This is a genomic window from Micromonospora sp. CPCC 205539 (assembly GCF_036906815.1).
In the GTDB taxonomy this organism is placed as follows: Bacteria; Actinomycetota; Actinomycetes; order Mycobacteriales; family Micromonosporaceae; genus Micromonospora.
The window spans coordinates 24726-47957 of sequence record NZ_JBAKHW010000042.1 but is presented as its reverse complement, the minus strand read 5'-3'; the positions used below and the strand labels follow the sequence as shown (position 1 = coordinate 47957).

Sequence of the window (23232 nt, the reverse complement as noted above, 5' to 3'; positions counted from 1 at the left end):
CTCAACGACCGCCCCCGCATGACCCTGGGCTGGGCCACCCCAGGTGAGAAGATGACCCAACTCCTCGGTGTTGCAACCACCGGTTGAGCCCACCCGCGGAACGGAAACTGTCCAAGATCTCCAGGCCCATGCCTGCCCAAGGTCGAAGCGGCCGATCTTGGGCCGGAAGCGTGCGCACTCCGGGTATCGGAAGCGTGGGCGTCGCCCGGGGTTGGGTCGGTGTGCGTCACCCGGGGTTGGGTCGGGGTGCGTCGCCCGGGGTTGGGTCGGGGTGCGTCGTCCGGGGTTGGGTCGGGGTGCGTCACCCGGGGTTGGGTCGGGGTGCGTCGCCCGGGGTTGGGTCGGGGTGCGTCGCCCGGGGTTGGGTCGGGGTGCGTCGCCCGAGGTCGGGGCCGAGGTTGGGTCGGGTTGCGTCGCCGAGGTTGGGTCGGGTTGCGTCTCCGGGGGGTTGGGGCCGACTTTGTCCGGCGGTTGGGGCGGCGCTTGTCCGGGGTCGCGGCTGCGTGCGTCCTCGGGGGTTGAATACCGCGTGCTCCCGGTCGAAGACCCGGCCCAGCGCCGCCGTCAGGGCCCAACGCCGTGCCGTCGGGGCCCTGTGACGCGCTGGGAACGCGGAAACCGCGCCCCCTGGTGGGGACGCGGTTCGCGGTGTCAGGGGATGGTCAGGCGACGTTGCGCTGGGCCGGGAGGGTCGACTTGTGCGAGCTGCCGAGCCGGGCCTCCAGTCGGGTCACGTCGACCCGGGCGTGCCGGCGATCGGCCAGGTCCTCCCAGCCCACGGCGAGGAGCCGCAGCCGCTCCGACTCGCTGAAGCCGCCCCACACGCCGTACGGCTCACGGACCGACAGCGCGTGCGCGGCACACTCGGCGCGCACCGGGCAGGCGCGGCAGACCGCTTTGGCGGAGGACTCCCGACGTAGTCGCGAGGAACCCCGCTCGCCGTCGGGGTGGAAGAACTGGGCGCTGTCCCGGCCCCGGCAGGCGCCGAGCCGCTGCCAGTCCCAGAGATCGACGATGGGTCCGGGCAGTCTACGTACGTTCGACATCAGCACCCCTCCTTCCGCGCGGCACCGCGAGATCCTCATGGCCGGCTTCCGTGCGGCGGGCCGCGCAGGCGCACCGTTCCCGGCTTGGACCTCTCGGTACCCGGGCTTTCCCCGACTCACACGTGTGTGATCGAGAACGCCCCAGAATTTGCGGCTTTTGCCCCAGTTGTCGGAAAAGTTCGGAGGATTGCCGAGAACCTCCTCCCGAGCCGACCCCGTCATGGTCTGCTCGTGGTCGGAGAGGAGATCACAGTGCGTACCGTTCTTGTGTGCGTTCGGACACCACTCGCGGCCCAACACCTAACTTCCGCGGCCGCGCGGCTGGGTCTGTCCGCCATCGTCCGTACCGCCGTCTCCGATCCCGAGGTGATGCTGCGGCTGGCCGAGCGGCCCGCCGACGTGGTGCTGGCTGACACGGCCCTCACCCGGCCGGACAGCGCGGGCTTCGTCCGCCGGGTGCTGGCCCGCGCACCGCAGGCAGCGGTGCTGCTGCTCGGCACCGAGGAATCCGAGGCTGCGGCGGCCACCATCAGCGCCGGTGCCCGGGGTCTGATCCAAAACGTCGACCACGATCTGACCAGCGCCGTGGCCAAGGCCCTGCTGCTGCTCACCGCGCCCGGACGAGCCTCCCGGCAGAGGATCACCGACGGCGCCCGGGACACTGCGGCGGTCGGCGGTTCGGGCCGCTCCGCGCCGTCCCTGCGCGGCTCCGGTGAACCCGGCTGGGCCGCCGCGCCGGCCGACGGGGCGGCGGGAGTGCCCTCGGTACCGGTGCAGCGCGGCGACGACGAGGCCGAGTCGGCCACCGGTGAGTCGACGGCCGAGCAGAACGACCCGGCCCGCCCCAACGCCCGGACCGCCCGGGCGTCGATCGGGCTCACCGAGCGGGAGCTACAGGTCTTGCTGGGCATGGCCGAGGGCAAGAGCAACGCGGAGATCGGTCGGGAGCTGTTCGTCTCGGAGGACACCGTGAAGACGCACGCCCGGCGGCTGTTCCGCAAGCTCGGCGCCCGCGACCGGGCACATGCGGTGGCCGCCGGCTTCCGTGCCGGCCTCGTCGCCTGACCCGCACCGCCAACGCACGCTAGCCCGCCAAAGCACGCTAGCCCGCCACGCACGCTAGCCCGCCACGCACGCTAGCCCGCCACGCACGCTAGCCCCGCCACGCACGCAGCCCGCGCCGCGCCCACCGCGCGCCTGATCGCGCTCGATCCAGGATGTAGTGGCCTACCTCGAACCGGGAGGCCACTACATCCTGGTTACAGCGCGTTCCTGCGGTTCGAGCGACAGCGCGATCGCGCGAGCGCGAACGCGGTCAGTCGGTGGAGGCGGGAGTGTCCGAGTCGTCCTCGGTGCCCTCGGTCAGGGTGTCGTGCACCCCGTCGGCGTACCCGCGCGCGTAGTCCCAGGTCACGTAGTGGTCTGGGTCCGGGTCGTACGCCGGCTCGTGCACGCGGGGTCGACCTGAGGTGAGCAGGTGCCGCAGGTTACCCCGGAGCAGGTCCCAGTCGAAGTAGTGCGGCTCCCGGCAGTCCTCGCATTCGATCACCAGCCCACGGACACCGATCGGTGCCAGCAGCGCCTGGTAGATCTCCAGGTCGGCGAGGTCCTCCAGCACGTCCTGGCGCTCGACGTCGGTCAGCGGATCCGGCGTCGCGTCGTCGCCCGGATCGTCCAGCCCCGCAGTCGGGTCGGCCGGGTCGCCGTTGAACGGGTCGATGGGCTCGTCGTGCACCCCCTCACCGTAGACCCAACCTGGCGGGGACGTCCGCCCCCCGGCCCCGCGCCGAGCCGGGCCGCCACGGCGGAGGTCGCCCAGCTCACTGGGTACGATGGGACGACGCGTCGGTACCGTGGCGCGTTCCGGTGCCGGCGCGCGCCACCTCGCTGAAGCCCGTCCGAGCAGCTCAGGGGAGCAATCGTGGAAAATTCGCCCAGCACCGATCTTCCGGCCGGCGCCGAGCACGCCGAGCTGGGCGGCCACCTGCCCGAGCTGCCTGCCGGCTCGGCCCGGGTCGTTCCGCTCGGCCTCACCTTCGATGACGTGCTGCTCCAGCCGGGCGAGTCGGACGTGGTGCCCAGCCGCGTCAACACTCGCACCCGACTCACCCGCACCATCGAACTGACCGTTCCGCTGCTCTCCAGCGCCATGGACACCGTCACCGAGGCGCGGATGGCGATCGCCATGGCCCGCCAGGGTGGCATCGGCGTGCTGCACCGCAACCTCTCGCTGGAGGATCAGGCTCTCCAGGTCGACCTGGTCAAGCGCTCCGAGTCCGGCATGATCACCAACCCGGTGACCGCCAGCCCGGACGACACCCTGCGCGACGTCGACGAGCTGTGCGGTCGGTACCGGATCTCCGGTGTGCCGGTGGTGGACGGCGACGGCCAGTTGGTCGGCATCGTCACCAACCGCGACATGCGTTTCGTCTCCGAGCCGGACACTCCGGTCCACGAGATCATGACCCGCACCCCGTTGATCACCGCCCCGGTCGGGGTCCGCAAGGACGACGCGCTGGACCTGCTGCGTCGGCACAAGGTCGAGAAGCTCCCGATCGTGGACGACTCGGGCCGGCTGCGTGGCCTGATCACCGTCAAGGACTTCACCAAGAGCGAGCAGTACCCGAGCGCCACCAAGGACGACGCGGGCCGGCTGCGGGTGGCCGCCGCCGTCGGGGTGGGCGAGGACGCGTACAAGCGGGCCCGCACCCTGGTCGACGCGGGCGTGGACGTGCTCATCGTGGACACCGCGCACGGCCACCAGCGGGCTGTGCTGGACATGGTCCGCCAGCTCAAGAAGGACGTCGGCATCGACATCGTGGGCGGCAACGTGGCCACGTACGCCGGTGCGAAGGCCCTGGTCGACGCCGGCGCCGACGGGATCAAGGTGGGCGTGGGTCCGGGTGCGATCTGCACCACCCGGATCGTCGCCGGGGTTGGCGTGCCGCAGATCACCGCGATCATGGAGGCGGCCCGGGCCGCCCGTCCGGCCGGTGTGCCGGTGATCGGCGACGGCGGCATCCAGTACTCGGGTGACATCGCCAAGGCGCTGGTCGCCGGCGCCGACACGGTGATGCTCGGCAGCCTGCTCGCTGGCTGCGAGGAGAGCCCGGGTGAGCTGATCTTCATCAACGGCAAGCAGTACAAGGCGTACCGCGGGATGGGCTCGCTCGGCGCGATGCAGTCCCGGGGGCAGGCCAAGTCGTACTCGAAGGACCGGTACTTCCAGCAGGACGTGCTTGCCGAGGACAAGCTGGTCCCCGAGGGTGTCGAGGGTCAGGTTCCCTACCGGGGCCCGCTGTCCGCGGTCGCCCATCAGCTCACCGGCGGGTTGCGCGCCGCGATGGGGTACGTCGGCGCGGAGAGCATCCCCGAGCTGCACCGGCGTGGCCAGCTGATCCGGATCACCGCGGCCGGGCTCAAGGAGAGCCACCCGCATGACATCCAGATGACCGTCGAGGCGCCGAACTACCACTCCCGCTGACCATCCCCCAACAATCTGGAGTCCCCCATGCGTGACGTGGTCGAGATCGGGCTGGGCAAGACCGCGCAGCGCGGTTACCACCTGGACGACATCGCCATCGTGCCGAGCCGCCGGACCAGGGACGTCGACGACGTCTCCACGGCCTGGCAGTTGGACGCGTACCCGTTCGGTATCCCGTGTGTTGGTCACCCCTCCGACGCCACCATGAGCCCGTCGTCCGCGGTCCGGCTCGGGCAGCTCGGTGGTCTCGGCGTGCTCAACGTCGAGGGGCTGTGGACCCGCTACGAGAACCCGACGAAGGTGCTGGAGGAGTTGGCCGGCCTCGACGAGGACGCCCGCGCCACCAAGCGGCTCCAGGAGGTGTACGCGGAGCCGATCCGCCCCGACCTGATCGCCGAGCGGGTTCGCGAGCTGCGCGCCGGCGGTAGCACGGTGGCGGTGCGGGTCTCCCCGCAGCACACCCTGGCGCTGGCCCCGGTGATCCTGGACGCCGGGGTCGACATCCTGGTCATCCAGGGCACCATCGTCTCGGCGGAGCACGTGTCGACGACCGACGAGCCGCTGAACCTCAAGGAGTTCATCGCCGACCTCGACCTGCCGGTCATCGTCGGCGGCTGCACCGACTACAAGACCGCGCTGCACCTCATGCGCACCGGCGCGGCCGGTGTGATCGTGGGCATCGGTGGCGACGAGTGGTCGACCACCGAGTCGGTGTTGGGGATCCGGGTGCCGATGGCCACCGCGATCGCCGACGCCGCGGCGGCGCGGCGGGACTACCTCGACGAGACCGGCGGCCGCTACGTGCACCTGATCGCCGACGGTGACCTGCGGACCTCGGGCGACATCGCCAAGGCGCTCGGCTGCGGCGCGGACGCGGTGATGCTCGGTGAGCCGCTGTCGCTGTGCAGCGAGGCGCCCGCCGGCGGTGCCTGGTGGCACTCGGCGGCCAGCCACCCGTCGCTGCCCCGGGGCGCTTTCGAGGTCGCGGGCGAGCCGATCGGGTCGATGGAGCAGTTGCTCTTCGGCCCGGCCGACGAGGCCGACGGCCAGCTCAACCTGTTCGGTGGGCTGCGCCGGGCGATGGCCAAGTGCGGCTACCGGGACCTCAAGGAGTTCCAGAAGGTCGGCCTGGTCCTCGACCGCTGACCGGTCCGTCCAGACGTCGGAAGGCCGGCCCCGCCGCAGCGGCGTGGCCGGCCTTCGTCGTACCCGGGGCGTCAGCCCTCGGTGAACTCGACTTTGTTCAGGTTGACCGCGCCGGGGTCACTTCCTGAGGTAGATGGTCAGGTCGGACATGTTGCGGTAGCTGGTCGCCGCGAAGTCGAGCGACTGGGCCCGGTTGGCGGTGCCGCCGGGGGCGGTATCCATCTCCCAGTTGGCGTGGTGGAAGTCCCGTTCGCCGATGGTCTGGAAGAACTGCTGGAAGTTGAGGTCACCCTCGCCCAGCGGGGTCATCTGGTAGCCGTTGGGCACGCTGGTGTCGCGGTCGCCATCCTTGGCGTGGAAGAGCGGGAACCGGGTGGTCCGGTCGGCCACGGTGAGGATCGGGTCGAACAGGTCGGTCACCTCCCGGCCGGCCGGGTCGACGTACTTCTGGTGCTTGTACCGGGCCACGTAGGCCCAGTAGATGTCGAGCTCGAAGAAGACGTACCGCGGGTCGGTCTTGCCGAAGAAGTACTCCAGCCGCCGGATGCCCGACGAGCGGGTGGGGCGCCCCTGGGCGTCCAGCGGCCCGGAGTCGAGCAGGAAGCTGTACGCCGCGTCGTGGTTGTGCGTGTAGAGCCGCATGCGGCGGGCGCGGGCCTGGCGGCCCAGTTCGTTCCAGGTGTCGGCGGCGGCGTCCCAGTCGGCCTTGTACGCGCTGCTGGTCGGGTCGCTGCCGGTGCCGATGTTGGCCATGCCGAGTTCCTCGGCGATATCCAACTGCTGCTGGAAGGTGGCGGCCTGGATGGAGGCGTGCGTGCCGTTGGCGACCAGGCCGTTGTCGTCGAGGATCTTGCGGATCTCGGTCGGGGTGATCTGCCGGCCGAGGATCTCGGTGCTCTGGTTGTAGCCGGCGAACTCGATCTCCTTGTAGCCGATCTCGGCGAGCCGGGCGAGGACCCGCTCGAAGCCGTACGGCACGCCGCTGTCGTCGGGCGCGGCGGTGATCCGGTCCCGGACGCTGTAGAGGATGATGCCGCGGTTCTTCGACGGGATCAGAGGCTCGACCCGCAGTCTGCTCTTTCCCTTGTCCTTGCCGTGGGCGAGCGCGGGGGTGCCGGTGGCGAGGACCGGCAGGCCGGCCGCGCCGAGCGCGGCTGCGGCGCCGGCCGAGGCCGCGAGGAGGGATCGGCGGCTGAGCCGGCCGGGGGATGAGGCGTCGGGTGCGGTGTGGTCGGGCATGTCTTCCACCTTTCGCGACGGCGGTAGCCGTCGATGACGATCAGCAGAGATGCGACGAGGGTCAGGTCGCGAAGGGACGGTTTCACGCCGCCGCCACGGCGTGCCGGGCCGGGAGTTCGGGCGGGTCTAGGCCCTGTGGTAGCCGAATGTTCCGAACGTGTTACAGCTTGAAGCCAGACACTAACGTCGATCGAAGTCAAAAGAAAGTATCGATTTAAGCCAACTTTTGGTTGTTTCAACGAAAGTAACTGATGAGCGTCGATACGGGCCTCGCGCCCGATGGTGCTGGCTACGCTCTTCGTGACCGGGAGGAGTGTGCATGGGCCTGACCGGACGGCCTCCGACCCGCCGCGGCCTGGCCGTTGCCGTCGCCGCGCTGACCTGTGCGATCACGGTGGGCGGAGCGGGGTGTACGCGCGGGGACCACGACGGGTTCCGGCCCGGGGCGGCCGACGCCGGCGACCCGTACGTCCCGGGGCACGGCAACGGCGGCTACGACGTCACCCACTACGAGCTCGACGTCCGCTACGACCCGGCGAACGACCGGCTGACCGGCCGGGCCACCGTCACGGCCACGGCCACCCAGGACCTGTCCCGGTTCAACCTGGACCTGGCCGGGCTGGACGTCGGCGCGGTCACCGTCGCCGGCACCCGGGCGAAGTACCGCCACGACGACGGCGAGCTGGTGGTGACCCCGCCGGACGGGCTGCCGCGCGGCCGACCGTTCACCGTGGCGGTCGAGTACGCCGGGGTGCCTACCGCCGTCGTCGACGGCGCGTTGGGCAGCGGCGGTTTCCTGCACACCGCCGACGGCGCGGTCGCGGTCGGCCAGCCCGACTCGGCCGCCACCTGGTTCCCGGTCAACGACCACCCGTCCGACAAGGCCAGCTACGACATCGCGGTGACCGTCCCGGACGGGCTGTCCGCGCTGAGCAACGGCGTGCCGGGGCCGAAGACCAGCAGCGCGGGCTGGACCACCTGGCGCTGGTCGGAGAGCACCCCGATGGCCAGCTACCTGACCACCCTGGTGATCGGTGACTACCGGGTGGTGACCGGCACCCACGCCGGCCGGCCAATGGTCACCGCCGTGCCGACGAGCATGCCGGTGAGCGGTGGAGCCGCCGGCTCGCTGGCTCGTACCGGGGCGATCGTCGACTTCCTGGCCAGCCGCTTCGGCCCGTACCCGTTCGACTCGTACGGCGGGATCGCGGTCGCCGACGACCGGGTCGGCTATGCCCTGGAGACCCAGTCGAGGCCGGTCTACGGGCCGGCCTTCTTCGCCGGCGACCAGCCCAACCCGGGTGTGGTCGCGCACGAGCTGGCCCACCAGTGGTTCGGCGACAGCGTGTCACTGAGCCGGTGGGGCGACATCTGGCTCAACGAGGGCTTCGCCAGCTACGCCGAATGGCTGTGGGAGGAGCACGACGGCGGCCGGACCGCACAGCGCAACTTCGAGCTCCAGTACGCGAAGACCGACTGGTCGCAACCGTCGGTCGAGCCGGGTCGGGAGCGGATGTTCGGCACCGCCGTCTACAAGCGCGGCGCACTCGCCGTGCACGCGTTGCGCCGGACCGTCGGCGACGACACCTTCTTCCGCATCCTGCGCACCTGGACCACCGAACGGGCGGGGGCCAACGCCACCACCGCGGACTTCGTCGCGCTGGCCGAACGGGTCGCCCATCGGCAACTACGCTCGTTCTTCGACGCCTGGCTGGTGGGGGGCGCGGCACCCGCGCTGCCGTAACGGGGTCGTGATCATCTGTCGATAGGCTGCCGCCGGCGACCGGTCAAGAGACGCCGGGCGCGCGGGTGGCGGGGCCGCCACCGCCACCGTACGGAGAGGGCTCGTCATGCGAGTGACGCGGCATGGGCTGCGGGTTGGTGTCGGTCTGCTGGTGACCGGGGCGCTCGCACTGTCCGGATGCAACTCGAGCGACCCGGAGGCGAGGGCACCGTCGCCGAGCGCGTCCCCGACGCCGCGGACGTTCGCCGCGGGGGCGGCCGGGGTCGGTGACCCCTACTTCCCGACGTACGGCAACGGCGGCTACGACGTCGGGCGGTACGCCATCAAGGTGCGCTACGACCCGGCCAAGGACCAGCTGACGGGCGCGGCCACCGTCACGGCCACCGCGACCGCCGACCTGTCCGCGTTCAACCTGGATCTGGCCGGGCTGACCGTCAAGTCGGTCACCGTGGACGGCGCCCCGGCCACGCACACCCGGCAGAGGAACGAGCTGGTGATCAAGCCGGCGGCCGGCCTCATCACGGGTAACGGGTTCGTCGCCGAGATCACCTACGGGGGGCAGCCGAAGGCGCTGGAGAACGAGGTGCTCGGCGAGGGTGGGTTCCTGCACACGTCGGACGGCGCCATCGCGCTGGGCCAGCCCGAGTCGGCGAGCACCTGGTTCCCGGTCAACGACCACCCGTCGGACAAGGCGGCCTACGACTTCGAGATCACCGTTCCGGACGGTCTGACGGCGGTCAGCAACGGCGTGCCGGGCGGCAAGACCAGCAAGGGCGGCTGGACCACCTGGAAGTGGTCGGAGAAGTCGCCGATGGCCAGCTACCTGAGCACCGTGGCGATCGGGAAGTTCCGGATCACCACCGGCGAGCACAAGGGACGACCGGTGTTCAGCGCGATAACCACCAAGGTGGCCAAGGGCGCCGCGGACGCGTCGATCGAGCGGACCGTCACCGTGGCCGACTACCTGGAGAGCGTGTTCGGGCCGTACCCGTTCGACGCGTACGGCGGGGTGGTGGTCTCCGACAGCCGGATCCGTTACGCACTGGAGACGCAGAGCCGCCCGGTCTACTCCGCCAGCTTCTTCCAGCAGGGCGAGAACACCGGCGTGGTGGCCCACGAGTTGGCCCACCAGTGGTTCGGCGACAGCGTGGCGCTGGCCAAGTGGGAGGACATCTGGCTCAACGAGGGCTTCGCCACGTACGCGGAGTGGCTCTGGGCCGAGCACACCGACGTGCGGACCGCCGAGCAGGCGTTCGAGACCAAGTACGCCAACGCGGCCGCGACGCTGTGGAAGACGCCTCCGGGCAAGCCGGGCGTACGGGAGATCTTCAGTGCCTCGGTCTACGAGCGAGGCGGGATGACCCTGCACGCGCTGCGGGTGGCCGTCGGCGACAAGGCGTTCTTCGAGATCGTCAAGACCTGGGCGGCGGAAAAGCGCAACGGCACCGCCACCACCGCCGAGTTCGTGGCCCTCGCGGAGCGGATCTCCGGTAAGCAACTCGACGCTCTCTTCGACGCCTGGCTCTACGGCACCAAGAAGCCCGCAACCCCCAAGCCCCTCTGACGCCGGGTCAGGTCTTGACGCGCAGGGTGGGGTTGGCTGCCAGGTAGGCGTCGGCGCGGCCGGCGCGGAGTTCGGTGATGAACTTCTTGCCGACACTGGTGAGCTGTTCGCCCTGGTAGGCGCTGCCCTTGCCCACTCCGGAACCGGGCAGGCCGACCAGCACGAACTTGTCGGCCGGCAACCCGCCCAGGGCGTACGCGAAATCGATGATCCGTTTGCCGCCGCCCGTGTACACCAGGGTGTCGCCCAGCGCGGCGACGACCTGGTCGACCCGCTCCGGCTGTCGGGCCAACCCCTCGTCGAGGATCTTGCGGGTCAGTGCCCGGACCAGCTGCTGCTGGTGGCGTTGGCGGGCGTAGTCGCCGCCGGTGATGTAACGCTGCCGCGCGTAGTCCAGCGCCTGCCAGCCGTTGAGGTGCTGGTTGCCTTTCTCGTAGACCTGCTGCGGGCCGATGTAGCCGTTGGGCCCGGTCTCCCGGTACTTCCCGTCCGGCCGGCGGTGCAGTGAGGCGACCTTCTGGTCGACGTAGACGTCCACCCCGCCCAGGGTGTCCACCAGCCGGTCGAACCCGGTGAAGGTGAGCACCGCGCCAGCGTCGAAGCGCAGCCCGGTGTACCCGCTGACCGTGCTGCGCAGCAGCTCGTACCCCTGGGCGGTGCTCGGCTGTTTCGGCTTGCCCGGCACCCGGCTGCCGAAGCTCATCGCGTGCGTGAGTTTGGTCTTGCCGCCCTTGTACCCGGACTTCGGGAACGCCGGGATGTCGACCAGCAGGTCGCGGGGGAGCGAGAAGAGGTACGCCCGATCCAGCCCCTTGGGCACGTGCAGCACCAGGACGGCGTCGGCGTGCGGCTCCCAACCGGGCACGCTGACCCGGGTGTCCACCCCGACCAGCAGCAGGTTGAGCGGGCCGGTGATGCCGGCACCCGGGGGTGGCCCGGTGGGGCTGGGGGTGGGTGTCCCCGGCGGCGACGCGCTCGGCGAGCCGGCCGCCGGCGTGTTGCGGTCCGGCTTGTCGTCGCCGGTCAGCCTGGTGACCGCCACCGCCCCGGCCGCGACCAGCGCGACGACGGCGAGGGCCGCCAACACCAGCAGGAGCCATCGTCGGCGCGGTGCCATCGACCCGAGAACCATGTTGGATTCCTTCCACCCGTCTCCGGAACAACGCTCCGACGGGTACCCCGGGTTGCGGCCGGGCGGCGTCGGGTCGGTCGGCCGGTGCATGATCGCGCGAAAACTGCCGCTGGCGCGAGCGCTACTCACCGGTAATGATGCGTTCATGCGGTACGACGTGGTCGTCATCGGGTCCGGCTTCGGTGGCAGCGTGACCGCGCTCCGGCTGGCCGAGAAGGGCTACTCGGTCGGGGTGCTGGAGGCCGGCCGGCGGTTCGCCGACGACGAGTTCCCGGAGACGTCCTGGCGGGCCCGCCGCTTCCTGTGGGCACCGAAGCTCGGCTGTTACGGCATCCAGCGACTCACCCTGCTCCGCCCGGCCGACCGGCGCTCGGGCGGAGGCGTGCTGGTGCTCTCCGGCGCGGGGGTGGGCGGCGGTTCACTGGTCTACGCGAACACCCTCTACGAGCCGCTGCCGGCCTTCTACGCCGACCCGCAGTGGCGGGCCATCACCGACTGGCACGACGAGCTGGCCCGCCACTACGACCAGGCGAAGCGGATGCTCGGCGTCACCACGTACCCGATGGACACCGGCGCGGACCGGGCCATGCGGGCGGTGGCCGAGCGGATGGGGGTGGGGCACACCTTCCACGCCACCCCGGTGGGCGTGCACATCGGGCGGCCCGGCGAGCGAGTCGCCGACCCGTACTTCGGCGGCGCCGGCCCGGAGCGCACCGGCTGCCTGCACTGCGGCTCGTGCATGACCGGCTGCCGGCACGGCGCGAAGAACACCCTGGTCAAGAACTACCTGTGGCTCGCCGAGCGGCTGGGTGCCGTGGTGCACCCGTTGACCACGGTGACGGCCGTCCGGCCGGTCGCCGACGGCGGGTACGAGGTGCGGACCGAGCGCACCGGCGCCTGGCTGCGGCACCGCCGCCAGGTGATCCACGCCGACCAGGTGGTCTTCGCGGCCGGTGCGCTCGGCACCCAGCGGCTGCTGCACGCCATGAAGGCCGAGGGCGCGCTGCCCGACCTCTCGCCCCGCCTCGGCGAGCTGACCCGGACCAACTCGGAGGCGATCCTGGGCGCCTCGGTGCCGCGCCAGCGCGCGCGGGCCGAGCGGCTGGACTTCTCCGCGGGGGTGGCGATCACCAGCTCGTTCCACCCCGACCCGCAGACCCACGTGGAGCCGGTCCGTTACGGGCGCGGCTCCAACGCCATGGGTCTGCTCCAGTCGCTGCTGGTCGACGGCGGTCCGCACCGGGTCCGGCGCTGGCTGGGCAGCATCGTGCGGCAGCCGGGGCTGGCCGCCCGGATGCTGTCGGTGCGCGGCTGGTCGGAGCGGACGGTGATCGCCCTGGTCATGCAGTCGGTGGACAACTCGCTGACCACCCGGTGGCGGCGCGGTCCCCTCGGCCGCCGTCTGGTCACCGGCCCGGGTCACGGCACGCCCAGTCCGACCTGGATCCCGGCGGGCAACACGGCGGCCCGGCTGCTCGCCGAGGAGATCGGCGGAACGCCCGGCGGCTCGCTCACCGAGCCGTTCGACATCCCGATGACCGCGCACATCCTGGGCGGGGCGGTGATCGGGGCGACCCCGGCCGACGGGGTGATCGACCCCTACCACCGCGTGTACGGGCACCAAGGGCTGCACGTGGTCGACGGGGCGGCGGTCTCGGCCAACCTCGGGGTGAACCCCTCGCTGACCATCACCGCGCAGGCGGAACGGGCGATGTCCTTCTGGCCCAACAAGGGCGAGAAGGACCCGCGTCCCCCGCTGGCCACCCCGTACCGCCGCCTGGACTCCGTACCCCCGCAAAACCCGGCGGTGCCGGCGGATGCTCCGGGCGCGCTGCGCGCCTAGGGTTGTGGTGAGACACCGCCGTGGCGCAACTGGCCTTTGGTCAATGCCAGGCGCCCGATCCGTAGGACAGAATCAGGGGCCGCTGTCCACATGGTTGGGCGGCCTAAGCGGCCGCCAACCGCATTGGCAGACGGCTCGATCTGAACGGCAGTACACCTAGGGGATTGCCGCGGGCCCCTGCTCGGGCAGCGGCTTGCGGAGGATGTAGTTGAGCCCGAAGTCGGTCTCACTGACCCGGACGTCGTGGTAGCCCAAACGGTGGTAAAAGCCGTGCCCCGTGATGCTGGCACCGGTCTCCATGTGGTCGTGGCCGTCGGCGCTGGCCAACCTCTCGATGTGGTGCATGAGTTGGCGGCCGACACGCCGGCCGACGCGGTCCGGATCGACGAACATCGTGTAGACCTTGTTGCCGTCCCGGGACACGGTGCCCACCACCTGCCCTTCCTGCTCCGCAACGAACACCTCCCGGACGGCGGCGAGTTCGCGGAAGCGGGCGGCATCGAAGTGCGCGCACATCCGCTCGATCAGGTCGGCCGGATAGTCGCGGCTGTTGACCTCCCTCAGGCACCGGGCGACGAGCACGGCCAGCGGCTCGGCGTCGGTGTCCCGGAAGGGCCGTACGGTCACCTCGGTCACACCCGCCCTCCCGTCCTGCCGTCAACGCCCCGCGTCGATGCTAGGGGTCTCCCGACTGGCCGCTGTGCCCGGAGCCGCCTCCGTGGCGCGCCGGAGGGCGGGCCCGCGCCAGACCCGGCCGTGACACTCGGTAGGCTTTGTGCACATGAGCCTGCCTCGCCCCGTCCTTGTGGTGGACTTCGGAGCCCAGTACGCCCAGCTCATCGCGCGCCGGGTCCGCGAGGCGAAGGTCTACTCCGAGATCGTGCCGCACTCGATGCCGGTCGCCGAGATGCTGGCGAAGAACCCGGCCGCGATCATCCTCTCCGGCGGCCCCTCCAGCGTCTACGCGCCCGATGCCCCGCAGATCGACGCCGGCCTGTTCAGCGCCGACGTGCCGGTATTCGGCATCTGCTACGGCTTCCAGGCGATGGCCCAGGCGCTGGGCGGCACCGTCGCGAAGACCGGCAACCGCGAATACGGCGGCACCCCGCTGCGCCCCCGCCTCCTCGAGCCCGGCGTACTGCTCCGCGATCTCCCGGCGGACCTGCCGGTCTGGATGAGCCACGGTGACGCCGTCACCGAGGCCCCCGAGGGCTTCACGGTGACCGCCGAGTCGGCGGGCGCGCCGGTGGCCGCATTCGAGGACCTGGCCGGGCGCCGGGCCGGGGTGCAGTTCCACCCGGAGGTTGGGCACACCGCGCACGGCCAGGAGATGCTGACCCGCTTCCTGTACGACATCGCCGGGATCGAGCCGACCTGGACGTCTGAGAACATCATCGACGAGCAGGTGGCCCGGATCCGCGCCCAGGTCGGCGACAAGGAGGTCATCTGCGGCCTCTCTGGCGGGGTGGATTCGGCGGTCGCCGCCGCGCTGGTGCACAAGGCGGTCGGTGACCAGCTCACCTGCGTCTTCGTCGACCACGGCCTGCTGCGCGCCGGCGAGGCCGAGCAGGTGGAGAAGGACTACGTGGCGGCCACCGGCATCAAGCTGAAGGTCGTCGACGCGGCGGACCGGTTCCTCGGCGCGCTGGCCGGGGTGACCGACCCGGAGCAGAAGCGCAAGATCATCGGCCGGGAGTTCATCCGGGTCTTCGAGGCCGCCGCCCGCGAGGTCGCCGCGCACGGCGATGTGGAGTTCCTGGTCCAGGGCACGCTCTACCCGGACGTGGTGGAGTCCGGCGGGGGCACCGGCACCGCCAACATCAAGAGCCACCACAACGTCGGCGGCCTGCCGGAGGACCTCAAGTTCGCCCTGGTCGAGCCGTTGCGCACCCTGTTCAAGGACGAGGTGCGGGCGCTCGGCCTGCAGCTGGGCCTGCCCGAGGAGATGATCTGGCGGCACCCGTTCCCGGGTCCCGGCCTGGCCATCCGGATCATCGGCGCGGTCGACCAGGAGCGGCTCGACCTGCTCCGCCAGGCCGACCTGATCGCCCGCGAGGAACTGACCGCCGCCGGCCTCGACCGAGGCGTCTGGCAGTTCCCGGTGGTGCTGCTCGCCGACGTACGCAGCGTCGGTGTGCAGGGTGACGGGCGCAGCTACGGGCATCCCGTGGTGCTGCGCCCGGTCTCCAGCGAGGACGCGATGACCGCCGACTGGTCGCGGCTGCCCTACGAGGTGGTGGCCCGGATCTCCACCCGGATCACCAACGAGGTCGCCGAGGTGAACCGGGTGGTGCTGGACGTAACCAGCAAGCCGCCGGGCACCATCGAGTGGGAGTAACCCCCGCGCCCCCTCCCGCGCCCCCCGCGCCCCCTCCCGCGCCCCCTCGGCGTCGATCTAGGGGAAATCGTCGCGATGGAATATCGACTAGCGGCGATTTTCCCTAGATCGACGGTGGGGGCGGCGGGCCTTGGGGCGTTGGGTGCGGCCAGGCCGGTGCGTTGGCGGGCTCCTCGGGCATCAGGAACCACATGATCGGGTACGCGAGCAGCGCGAGCCCACCGGTGAGCAGACCGCTGACCGCGAAGATCACTCGGACCAGGGTGGGGTCGACGGCGAAGTAGCGGCCGAGACCGCTGGCGACCCCGGCCACCATGCGGTCGGTGTTGGGGCGTCGGAGTTGCTTGTACGGCGCGTGGGGAGCGGTGGTGGATGTCATGTCTCCACGGTCCGCGCCGGTGCCCGGCCCGCCCTCGGTGACCGCCCGGATCCTTACCCTGACCGATCCCTTAGCGGGTAGCGAAGAGTCAGGAATCTGACTCTTTTCCGTTCCGGTAACTCGGCCCGGGGAGAATTTGCTCCCGTGACCACCTTGCTGGAGCCGCTCCGCAGGATCGCGGCATACGCAGTTTGTGCTGATTCAGAGGGCCGAGTGTTGCTGGTCCGCGCATCGGAGCGCTCCGGCACCCCCGGCACGTGGTCGTTGCCGGGCGGGGCGGTCGACCACGGCGAGGACCCGAACCACACGGTGGTCCGGGAGACCGCTGCCGAGACGGGCCTGTCCGTCGCCGTCTCGGGCCTGGCCGATGTGCTCGCGGACATGCGGGCGCTGCCGGAGCGGGGCATCACCATCCACACCGACCGGCTGATCTACCGGGTCGCGGTGCGCGGCGGCACACTGGTCGACCGGGTCGGCGAGCGCCCCACCGACCTGGCCCGCTGGTACACGCTCGACGAGGCGCGCACGCTGCCGCTGCGCTCGTTCACCGCGCGGGCCCTCGGGCTGCCCGCGTCCTCGGCCGACGTGGTGCCCGACGAGGCGCCCGAGTTCCCCTCCTTCTACGCGGTGCCCGGCCCGGACGGCCTGCACCGGGCGCAGCGCTTCGCCGCGTACGCGGTGTGCACCGACCCGGCCGGTCGGGTGCTGCTCACCCGGATCTCCGCCGGTTACCCGGGTGCCGGCTGCTGGCACCTGCCCGGCGGGGGCACCGACTACGGCGAGCAGCCCGGCGCGGCACTCATCCGGGAGCTGGTCGAGGAGACCGGGCAGACCGGTCGCCTGGTCGAGCTGCTCGGGGTCGCCAGCCATCGGGATGCCGCCTCGCTCGGCCCGGAGGGCTACCCGATCGACTGGCACGGGGTCCGCGCCTTCTACCGGGTGGTGGTCGACCAGCCCAACCCGCTGACGATCGCCGACGTGGGCGGCTCCACCTGCGAGGCCCGCTGGTTCGGCCGCGAGGAGCTGGGCGCCCTCCCCACCCACCATTTGACCGAGGTGACCGCCGAAGCAGTCCAAGCAGCCCAACTGACCTAGACCCCTTTCCTCTCCCGAGGGCCCCGGCCCCGCCTCCCGCGTCGATCATGAAGTTATTGTCAGGACACGCCGAGATGGACGGCGATAACTTCATGATCGACGGGTGGCAGGCACGCGTGACGGGCGCGCGGGGACGGGGAGCGGGGCCGGTGGAACTGCGGCGGGTGGGGTGTTTCGGGGTTCTTTGGGACTCTGGGCGGATTTTGCTGGTTCGGCAGGGGCCCGAGGGCGAGGTTCCGGGCTCGTGGCGGCTGCCGGGGGGTGAGGTCGCGCATGCCGAGCATCCGGAGCAGGCCGTGGTGCGGTCGATCGCCAGCGAGACCGGGCTGGCCGTGACGGTGGACCGGCTCCGCGCGGCGGTCGCCGACGTGACCGCGTACCCGGAGCTCGACGTGGCGCTACACACCGACCGGCTGCTGTTCGACCTGACCGCGCGCGGCGGTGGGCTGCGCAACGCCACGGGCGGCCAGACCGATCAGGCGCGCTGGATCACCCCGGCCGAGGCGGCCCGGCTGCCGCTGGCGCCGTTCAGCGCCGAACTTCTCGGCCTGCCGGCCAGCCCGATCGCGGCCGGAACGCACCGCAGGACCGACCCGTTCCCACCGCCGCACCCGGACCGTCGGCTGCGCTTCGGGGCGTACGGGCTGGTCACCGATCCGGCCGGGCGGATCCTGCTCACCCAGATCGCCAACGGCTATCCCGGGGCCGGCCAGTGGCACCTGCCCGGTGGCGGCACCGATCACGGCGAACAGCCGACCGTCGGGCTGCTCCGTGAGCTGGTCGAGGAGGGTGGCCAGGTCGGCCGGATCGTCGAGTTGCTCGGCGTCGACAATCTGCACAACCCGGCGGCGTACGGGCCGGAGGGCCGTCCACTGGACTGGCACGGGGTCCGGGTGATCTATCGGGTGCTCGTCGACGTACCAACCGACGCGGTGGTGACCGAGTCCGCCGGTGGCTCGACGGCGCGGGCGGGTTGGTTCACCCCGGCTCAGGCCGCGGACCTGCCGTTGACCAGGGTCGCTGCCTCAGCAATCGGACATCAGGGCTGATAGCTCCTGGCTCATCGAGCCGACATGGGCCCCCTCCGGTACAGTCAAAGGAGGGAATGGTGGAGGAAACGGGCGATGAAGCCCGGGATGGGAATAAGAGAGCGGTTCGCGCGGTTTAGGCCAGATGGAAGTACCGCCGGCAGCTATCGCCAAGTCCTGTTCCCCTATGCGATGGTGTACTCCGCAAAACGGCTGCCGGGTCACGCAAGGTCCGGCACGAGACAGCCGGACACCCGCCCCACAGGCGGCCAGCCGATCCGGTGATGGAGGAAAACGTGCCGAGAGCCCCATGGCGCCGGCGTCGTACGACTGACAGTCCGCGCCCCGCAGGGCGTCGCTGGGCGGGCCGGTTGCGCCGCAGCAGCACGTTCGCCCGCCAGGTGCTATTGGTTCGGGTGGGTCGCCGCGACGACGACCTGCGTACCACCGATGTGGCGCTGCCCGAGCACCGGTACGCCGACCGGCAGCGCCGTCGCTACGGCCTGGACCGACTCGGCCGATCCACACTCGGTGTCAACCCGTCGGAGATCGAAGCGGTCATGCCGGTCAGCCCCGCGTTCCCGCAGGTTGCGGACACCGACGAGGCGTCCGCCCGGTCGATCCCACTGCTCCCCGGCGAGCGCACCACCGCCCGCCGGATGAAGTTCGGCCTGGTCAACGCCTGCACCCTGGCCAGCCTGATGCTCGGCATGCTGGCCATCTTCCTGGCCATGCAGGGCGAGGTGCGCATCGCCGCGCTCTGCCTGATCGCCTGCGTCGGCTTCGATGGTCTGGATGGCGCGCTGGCCCGTCGGCTCGGCGTGGCCAGCCCGTTCGGCGCACAGATGGACTCGCTGGCCGACATGTGCTCGTTCGGCCTCGCCGCACCGGTCGTGGTCTACGCCTCGCTCGCCGGTTCCGTCTCGACGGCCGCCGCAGCGGTCGCCTGCGCTCTGGTCGCCGCGTGTGCGGCGATCCGGCTGGCCCGGTTCAACGTGTCGCCGAAGGACGGCCGCTTCTTCTGCGGGGTGCCCACCACCATGGCGGCCGCGGTGCTCGCCGTGACCGTCGCGATCGGCCTGCCGGTGCCCGGCGCCGTGCTGGTCGCCGGGGTGGCGCTGCTCGCCTTCGCGATGGTCTCCAGCTTCCCGTACGCGAAGCTCGCCCGCCTGGTCAAGCTGCCGCCGTGGCTCTGGCTGGCCCCGGTGATCGGCGCGCTGGTCGACGTTCGACTCACGTTCGCCCTGATCGTGGTGGGCTACCTGGTCAGCGGGCCGGTGCTCTGGCTGCGGCAGCGTCGTACCGCGTGATCTGAGCAAGCGAAACGGGGCGCCGCTGTCAGCGGCGCCCCGTTTCGTCGTTGCGGTCGGTCAGCGCCAGCGGGCGATGACCGTGGCCCCACCGACCACCTTGTCGCCCGGCCCGACCAGTGGGTCGGTGGCCTCGGCGGGCAGGTAGACGTCGGTCCGTGAGCCGAACCGGATCAGCCCGAAGCGCTCGCCCTTCGCGAGCAGGGCGCCGATCGGCGCGCGCTGCACGATCCGGCGGGCGATCAGCCCGGTCCGCTGTGCGACCACCACCGTGCCGCGGGAAGTGTCCAGCACGGTGTACGCGGCCACGTTGTGCTCGGCGTCCGGCTTCATCGCGTTGACGAAGCCGCCGTCGGCGACGAAGTAGTCCACCACCTTGCCGGCCACCGGCGCCCGGTTGACGTGCACGTCCAGCACCGACAGGAAGACCGCGATCCGCAGCCACTCGCCGTCGCCGAAACGCTCGTCGTGCAGCCGCTGCACCGACAGGACCTGCCCGTCCGCGCTGGCGACCACGGCCGACGGGTCCTCCGGCACGTCCCGCTCCGGGTCGCGGAAGAACGCGGCGACCGGGCCGGCGGCCAGCGCCGGCAACAGCCAGAGCTTGGACGAGGGCCGGGCCATCCGGGCCAGCGCGGCCAGGCCCAGCGTGATGCCCGCGGCCGCCACCCCGTTGGAGTCGATGTGCATGCTGCGGGTGAGCGGCACGCTCGACGGCCGGTACGCCGGGGCGAGCCGGTCCGCCGCGGCCGGAGTGGCCGGGGTGAACCGCAGCCGGTACACCCGTACCGGCGGCGTGTTGCGCAGCACCAGGTCGGCCCCGACACCGTAGAGGGCGTCCTGCCGGGCCAGCTCGGCGGCGGCGCCGGCGGTCCGGCCGGGCGTGGCGGTGGTGGCCACGCTGAGCACCGCGCCGTCGGCGAGGTATTTGGCGAGACCCTCGATGCCGCTGCGGGTCTCTTCGGCGGTGCCGGTGAACACCTCGCCGGCGATGACGACCCCGACGGCCTCGGCGTCGGCCAGCGAGTCGACCACCCGCACCCGGTCAGCGACCCACTGACCCTGGGCGGTGAGGTGGTCGCGGAGCACGGCGGCCCCGGACGTCTCGGTGGGCACCACGGTGAGCCGGTCACCGGGGAGCAGCGCCTCGATCGCCGCGGCCAGCACCGCGGAGTCCGGGCTCGCGCCGACCAGCAGGGCGGCCTTCGGATCGTTGATCCTGGCCAGCTCGGTGACGAGCGTACGGGCGGCTCGCTCGCCGATGCGGACCGGACCGGACCGACCGGTGGTACGCACGGCGGGGGACTGGGTCATGTCGGGCGGGCTCCTGACGGGGTAGAGACGGGAATCGCGGCGGGACCGCCATGGCGGGACGGGCCGGCCGGCGGAGGCGAAATCTCCACCGGTCAGCATATGCGCCTGCCCGCGCCGGCCGCATCGCCGTGGCGGTGCAGAAGCTGAACGCGGGCAGGCGCGCCGTCAGGGCTCCCGCCGGTCCTCCCGCTCGACCGTCGGCTGGTCGGTGGCCGGCTCGACCGGGTGGACGACCCGGGTCGACTCGTCCGCCTCCACGCCGACCGGCTGCCCCGCGGTTGCGGTGGTGTCCGCGTCGGACGGCTGGTGGGCCAGCCAGGCCGGGTGGATCTGCTCCGTGTCCGGTGCTGAAGAGGTGGGCATCTCCGTGGTCGGTGCCTCAGGTGCCGGCCTCGGCGGGAAGGCGTCCACGGTGGAGCGTTCGCCCTCCCAGACCGGCAGGCTCGCGGTGGACGCCGGCATGCTCGCGGTGGGCGTTGGCAGGCCCGCCCCAGACGTGGGCGCCACGGGCTCGGCGCCGGCGACCGTGGCGGTCGGCTCCGGCTGGCCGGGCCGGCCGGAGCGCAGCGCGCCGACCAGCCCGAAGATCCCGATCAGGATCAGCGCACCGGCCAGGAACCAGCCGACCGGCGGCAGCGCGAGCCCGAGCAACTGGGCGAGGAGCCACCAGGCGGACAGCCCCAGAAAGACCAGTCCGAAGGCGAATGACAGTAGGTCCGTACGGTGGGCCTTCACCGGGTCACCTCCAGGTTGCCGGCATTGACATGGATGTAGAGGCGCAGTTTGCCGCCACCGGGCCCGTCGGCGCCGACGTCGGTGAACTCCCGCAGGCGGCCGTCCAACCCGCCGGACCGGTTGCCGAAGATCGTGGCGTCGCCCGCGTTGACGTCGGCCACCGTGGTGACGTCCACGTTCGGGGGCACGACCACGGTCGCCGCACCGAAGTTGATCGCCACGGTCACCTGCGCATCCTGCTTGGCGAAGTCGATCGCGCGCAGGTCGAGCACCGCGTCACCGAAGCTGTTCTCGTACCGGTCGGCGACATCGCGGTAGTCGGTAGGTGCCCAGGTGACCGCGCCGTCGACGCCTCGGATCCGGTCGTAGGACTCGGCGACCGTCGCCGTGCCCAACGCCGCGACGGTCACCAGGCCGAGCGCGATCAGCCAGCGGGCCCGGCCGAACCAGGTGCCGACCAGCAGCCCCAGCCCGATCGTGGCCAACGCGGCCGCGAAGTACGCGGACGGGGCGACGTCGAAGACGTCCAGCAGGTCGAGCAGGGCGACCACGCCGAGGGCCAGGAAGATCAGTGAGAAGGTCACCGCGCCGAGCGGCGATCGCTCCTTGGGCCGCTTGGGCGGCTTCGGTGGCTTGGGCGGCGGAGCCGGCGCCGGGGCCGGTGCGGCGTACGGGCCGTGCGGCGCGAACGGGGGGCGGTACCCAGCCGGTGGCGGCGGCGCGCTGACCGGATAGCCGGTCGCGGGAACGGCGGTCACCGGTGCTGACGGCCAGCTGGCGCTGGGCGTACCGGTCGTCGGCCAGCCCGACGTGGCGGGACCGGATGCCAGCCAATCGGCCTCGGCGACCGTCGGGTCGGCCGGCTGGGCGTACGCCGGGCTGCCGCCGGTCACCGGACGGACCCCGGCGACCGATTCCGCGCCGGAGACCGGCTGTGTGCTCGTGAACGGCTGCGGAGCGGTGGCGGGCTGTGCGCCGGAGACCGGGCCGGGGACGGTCGGTGAGCCACCGGCGGTGGCGTACGCCGGACCGCTGGCGGGCTGCGCGGCGGCGTGCTCAGGCGCTGGCCAGACCACCGGCGGTACGGGCCCGGGTGGCGGACCGGTGGGCGTCGGCCCGGCCGGTGCGCCGGCCTGCGGCCCTCGGCTGTCCCGGTTGAGCAGCAGCGCACCGCCGATCAGGATGGCCGCGCCGAGCAGCACCGCGCGGAAGGCGTCGGTGACGATGTAGCCGAAGCTGGCCGCGACCAGGATGCCCAGGATGATCACAGTCACCGGTGACATGCTGGACCGACCGCGCCCGAGCATGGACTCCACCGGAGAGGCGGTGTCGCCCTCGTTCGGGATGATCAGCCAGGCGGCGACGTAGACCAGGATGCCGATGCCGCCGAAGAACCCGAGCACCGCGAGCAGCACCCGCCACAGCACCGGATCGGTGTTGGTGGCGCGTCCGATCGCCGCGCAGACGCCGGCCAGGTAACGCCCCTCCCGAGGACGGACCAGCCCGTACCGCGAGGTGAAGCCGGCGCCCCCCAGCGGCGCGGACGGCCCGGGTGGCGTCCCGCCGCCCCCGGTCCCGCCGGGCCCGTAGCCGGCGCCTGGCGCGTAGCCGGCCCCGTAGCCGGAACTGGCCGGGTCACCCGGTGTGGGGTGGGCGTCGCCGAACCCGCCGGTGGACGGGCCGAACCGGGTGGGCTCGGTCCAGTCAGCGGGTGTCGTGGGTGGCGGGGGCGGTGTTGCACCACCCGGCTGTGCCGTCCCGGGTCGGGGCGGCGGGGCAGCTTCCTCGGTCATGCTTCGATCCTGCTGCCCGGGTCGCCCGAGCGACCTCAGGAC

The 23232-nt window shown here is 71.8% G+C and carries 18 protein-coding genes and 1 pseudogene; 10 read left to right on the top strand and 9 right to left on the bottom strand.

Going from position 1 to position 23232, the window contains the following annotated elements:
- Positions 1-662: 662 nt before the first annotated feature.
- Positions 663-1046, bottom strand: coding sequence for a WhiB family transcriptional regulator (locus V6V47_RS27595; protein WP_334631293.1), 384 nt, complete (start codon positions 1044-1046; stop codon positions 663-665).
- 252 nt (positions 1047-1298) lie between these two features.
- Between V6V47_RS27595 and V6V47_RS27590 the strand changes: the two genes are divergently transcribed.
- Positions 1299-2111 (top strand): helix-turn-helix transcriptional regulator, encoded by an 813-nt coding sequence (locus V6V47_RS27590; RefSeq protein ID WP_334631292.1) that lies wholly within the window; start codon positions 1299-1301, stop codon positions 2109-2111.
- Between the two features lie 250 nt (positions 2112-2361).
- On the opposite strand, the gene V6V47_RS27585 is transcribed toward V6V47_RS27590, so the two are convergent.
- On the bottom strand, positions 2362-2781 hold the full coding sequence (locus V6V47_RS27585; protein ID WP_334631291.1) for a DUF5319 domain-containing protein: 420 nt from the start codon (positions 2779-2781) through the stop codon (positions 2362-2364).
- Between the two features lie 186 nt (positions 2782-2967).
- On the opposite strand from V6V47_RS27585, the gene guaB reads away from it, so the two are divergent.
- Entirely contained in the window at positions 2968-4530 is a 1563-nt protein-coding gene (guaB, locus tag V6V47_RS27580; protein ID WP_334631290.1) for an IMP dehydrogenase, read from the top strand.
- Between the two features lie 27 nt (positions 4531-4557).
- Positions 4558-5676 (top strand): GuaB3 family IMP dehydrogenase-related protein, encoded by a 1119-nt coding sequence (locus V6V47_RS27575; protein WP_334631289.1) that lies wholly within the window; start codon positions 4558-4560, stop codon positions 5674-5676.
- A 117-nt stretch (positions 5677-5793) separates the two neighbouring features.
- On the opposite strand, the gene V6V47_RS27570 is transcribed toward V6V47_RS27575, so the two are convergent.
- Complete coding sequence (locus V6V47_RS27570) at positions 5794-6915, bottom strand: sugar phosphate isomerase/epimerase family protein (RefSeq protein ID WP_334631288.1); 1122 nt, start codon at positions 6913-6915, stop codon at positions 5794-5796.
- Between the two features lie 319 nt (positions 6916-7234).
- Here V6V47_RS27570 and V6V47_RS27565 point away from each other — a divergent pair, with 319 nt between their 5' ends.
- Both V6V47_RS27565 and V6V47_RS27560 read left to right on the top strand, forming a co-directional pair.
- Positions 7235-8659 (top strand): M1 family metallopeptidase, encoded by a 1425-nt coding sequence (locus V6V47_RS27565; protein ID WP_334631287.1) that lies wholly within the window; start codon positions 7235-7237, stop codon positions 8657-8659.
- Positions 8660-8765: 106 nt separating this feature from the next.
- Positions 8766-10223, top strand: coding sequence for a M1 family metallopeptidase (locus V6V47_RS27560; RefSeq protein ID WP_334631286.1), 1458 nt, complete (start codon positions 8766-8768; stop codon positions 10221-10223).
- A 7-nt stretch (positions 10224-10230) separates the two neighbouring features.
- Here V6V47_RS27560 and V6V47_RS27555 read toward each other — a convergent pair whose 3' ends face one another.
- On the bottom strand, positions 10231-11355 hold the full coding sequence (locus V6V47_RS27555) for an LCP family protein (protein WP_334631285.1): 1125 nt from the start codon (positions 11353-11355) through the stop codon (positions 10231-10233).
- 145 nt (positions 11356-11500) lie between these two features.
- Here V6V47_RS27555 and V6V47_RS27550 point away from each other — a divergent pair, with 145 nt between their 5' ends.
- A complete protein-coding gene (locus V6V47_RS27550; protein ID WP_334631284.1) occupies positions 11501-13198 on the top strand; it encodes a GMC family oxidoreductase in 1698 nt (565 codons plus the stop codon).
- 156 nt (positions 13199-13354) lie between these two features.
- Here V6V47_RS27550 and V6V47_RS27545 read toward each other — a convergent pair whose 3' ends face one another.
- Positions 13355-13834 carry a GNAT family N-acetyltransferase gene (locus V6V47_RS27545; RefSeq protein ID WP_334631283.1) on the bottom strand — a complete coding sequence of 160 codons (480 nt, stop codon included), beginning with the start codon at positions 13832-13834 and terminating at the stop codon, positions 13355-13357.
- Between the two features lie 145 nt (positions 13835-13979).
- Here V6V47_RS27545 and guaA point away from each other — a divergent pair, with 145 nt between their 5' ends.
- Complete coding sequence (gene guaA, locus V6V47_RS27540) at positions 13980-15536, top strand: glutamine-hydrolyzing GMP synthase (RefSeq protein WP_334631282.1); 1557 nt, start codon at positions 13980-13982, stop codon at positions 15534-15536.
- A 103-nt stretch (positions 15537-15639) separates the two neighbouring features.
- Here guaA and V6V47_RS27535 read toward each other — a convergent pair whose 3' ends face one another.
- The gene (locus V6V47_RS27535; protein ID WP_334631281.1) at positions 15640-15915 is read right to left on the bottom strand and encodes a PspC domain-containing protein; all 276 of its coding nucleotides are present in this window, start codon (positions 15913-15915) and stop codon (positions 15640-15642) included.
- Positions 15916-16059: 144 nt separating this feature from the next.
- Between V6V47_RS27535 and V6V47_RS27530 the strand changes: the two genes are divergently transcribed.
- The 3 genes from V6V47_RS27530 to V6V47_RS27520 all read left to right on the top strand — a co-directional run bounded on the left by V6V47_RS27530 (position 16060) and on the right by V6V47_RS27520 (position 19348).
- Entirely contained in the window at positions 16060-17010 is a 951-nt protein-coding gene (locus V6V47_RS27530; RefSeq protein WP_334631280.1) for an NUDIX hydrolase, read from the top strand.
- A gap of 92 nt (positions 17011-17102) precedes the next feature.
- Entirely contained in the window at positions 17103-18059 is a 957-nt protein-coding gene (locus V6V47_RS27525; RefSeq protein ID WP_334631296.1) for an NUDIX hydrolase, read from the top strand.
- 350 nt (positions 18060-18409) lie between these two features.
- Positions 18410-19348, top strand: a complete 939-nt coding sequence (locus V6V47_RS27520; RefSeq protein ID WP_334631279.1) for a CDP-alcohol phosphatidyltransferase family protein — start codon at positions 18410-18412, stop codon at positions 19346-19348.
- A 60-nt stretch (positions 19349-19408) separates the two neighbouring features.
- On the opposite strand, the gene V6V47_RS27515 is transcribed toward V6V47_RS27520, so the two are convergent.
- The 3 genes and pseudogenes from V6V47_RS27515 to V6V47_RS27505 all read right to left on the bottom strand — a co-directional run bounded on the left by V6V47_RS27515 (position 19409) and on the right by V6V47_RS27505 (position 23190).
- Positions 19409-20662, bottom strand: coding sequence for a phosphatidylserine decarboxylase (locus V6V47_RS27515; protein ID WP_334631278.1), 1254 nt, complete (start codon positions 20660-20662; stop codon positions 19409-19411).
- A gap of 507 nt (positions 20663-21169) precedes the next feature.
- A pseudogene (locus tag V6V47_RS32765) lies at positions 21170-21397 on the bottom strand (hypothetical protein); the annotation flags it as partial.
- On the bottom strand, positions 21394-23190 hold the full coding sequence (locus V6V47_RS27505) for a PspC domain-containing protein (protein ID WP_334631277.1): 1797 nt from the start codon (positions 23188-23190) through the stop codon (positions 21394-21396). The pseudogene V6V47_RS32765 and the gene V6V47_RS27505, both read right to left, overlap by 4 nt.
- Positions 23191-23232: the final 42 nt, after the last annotated feature.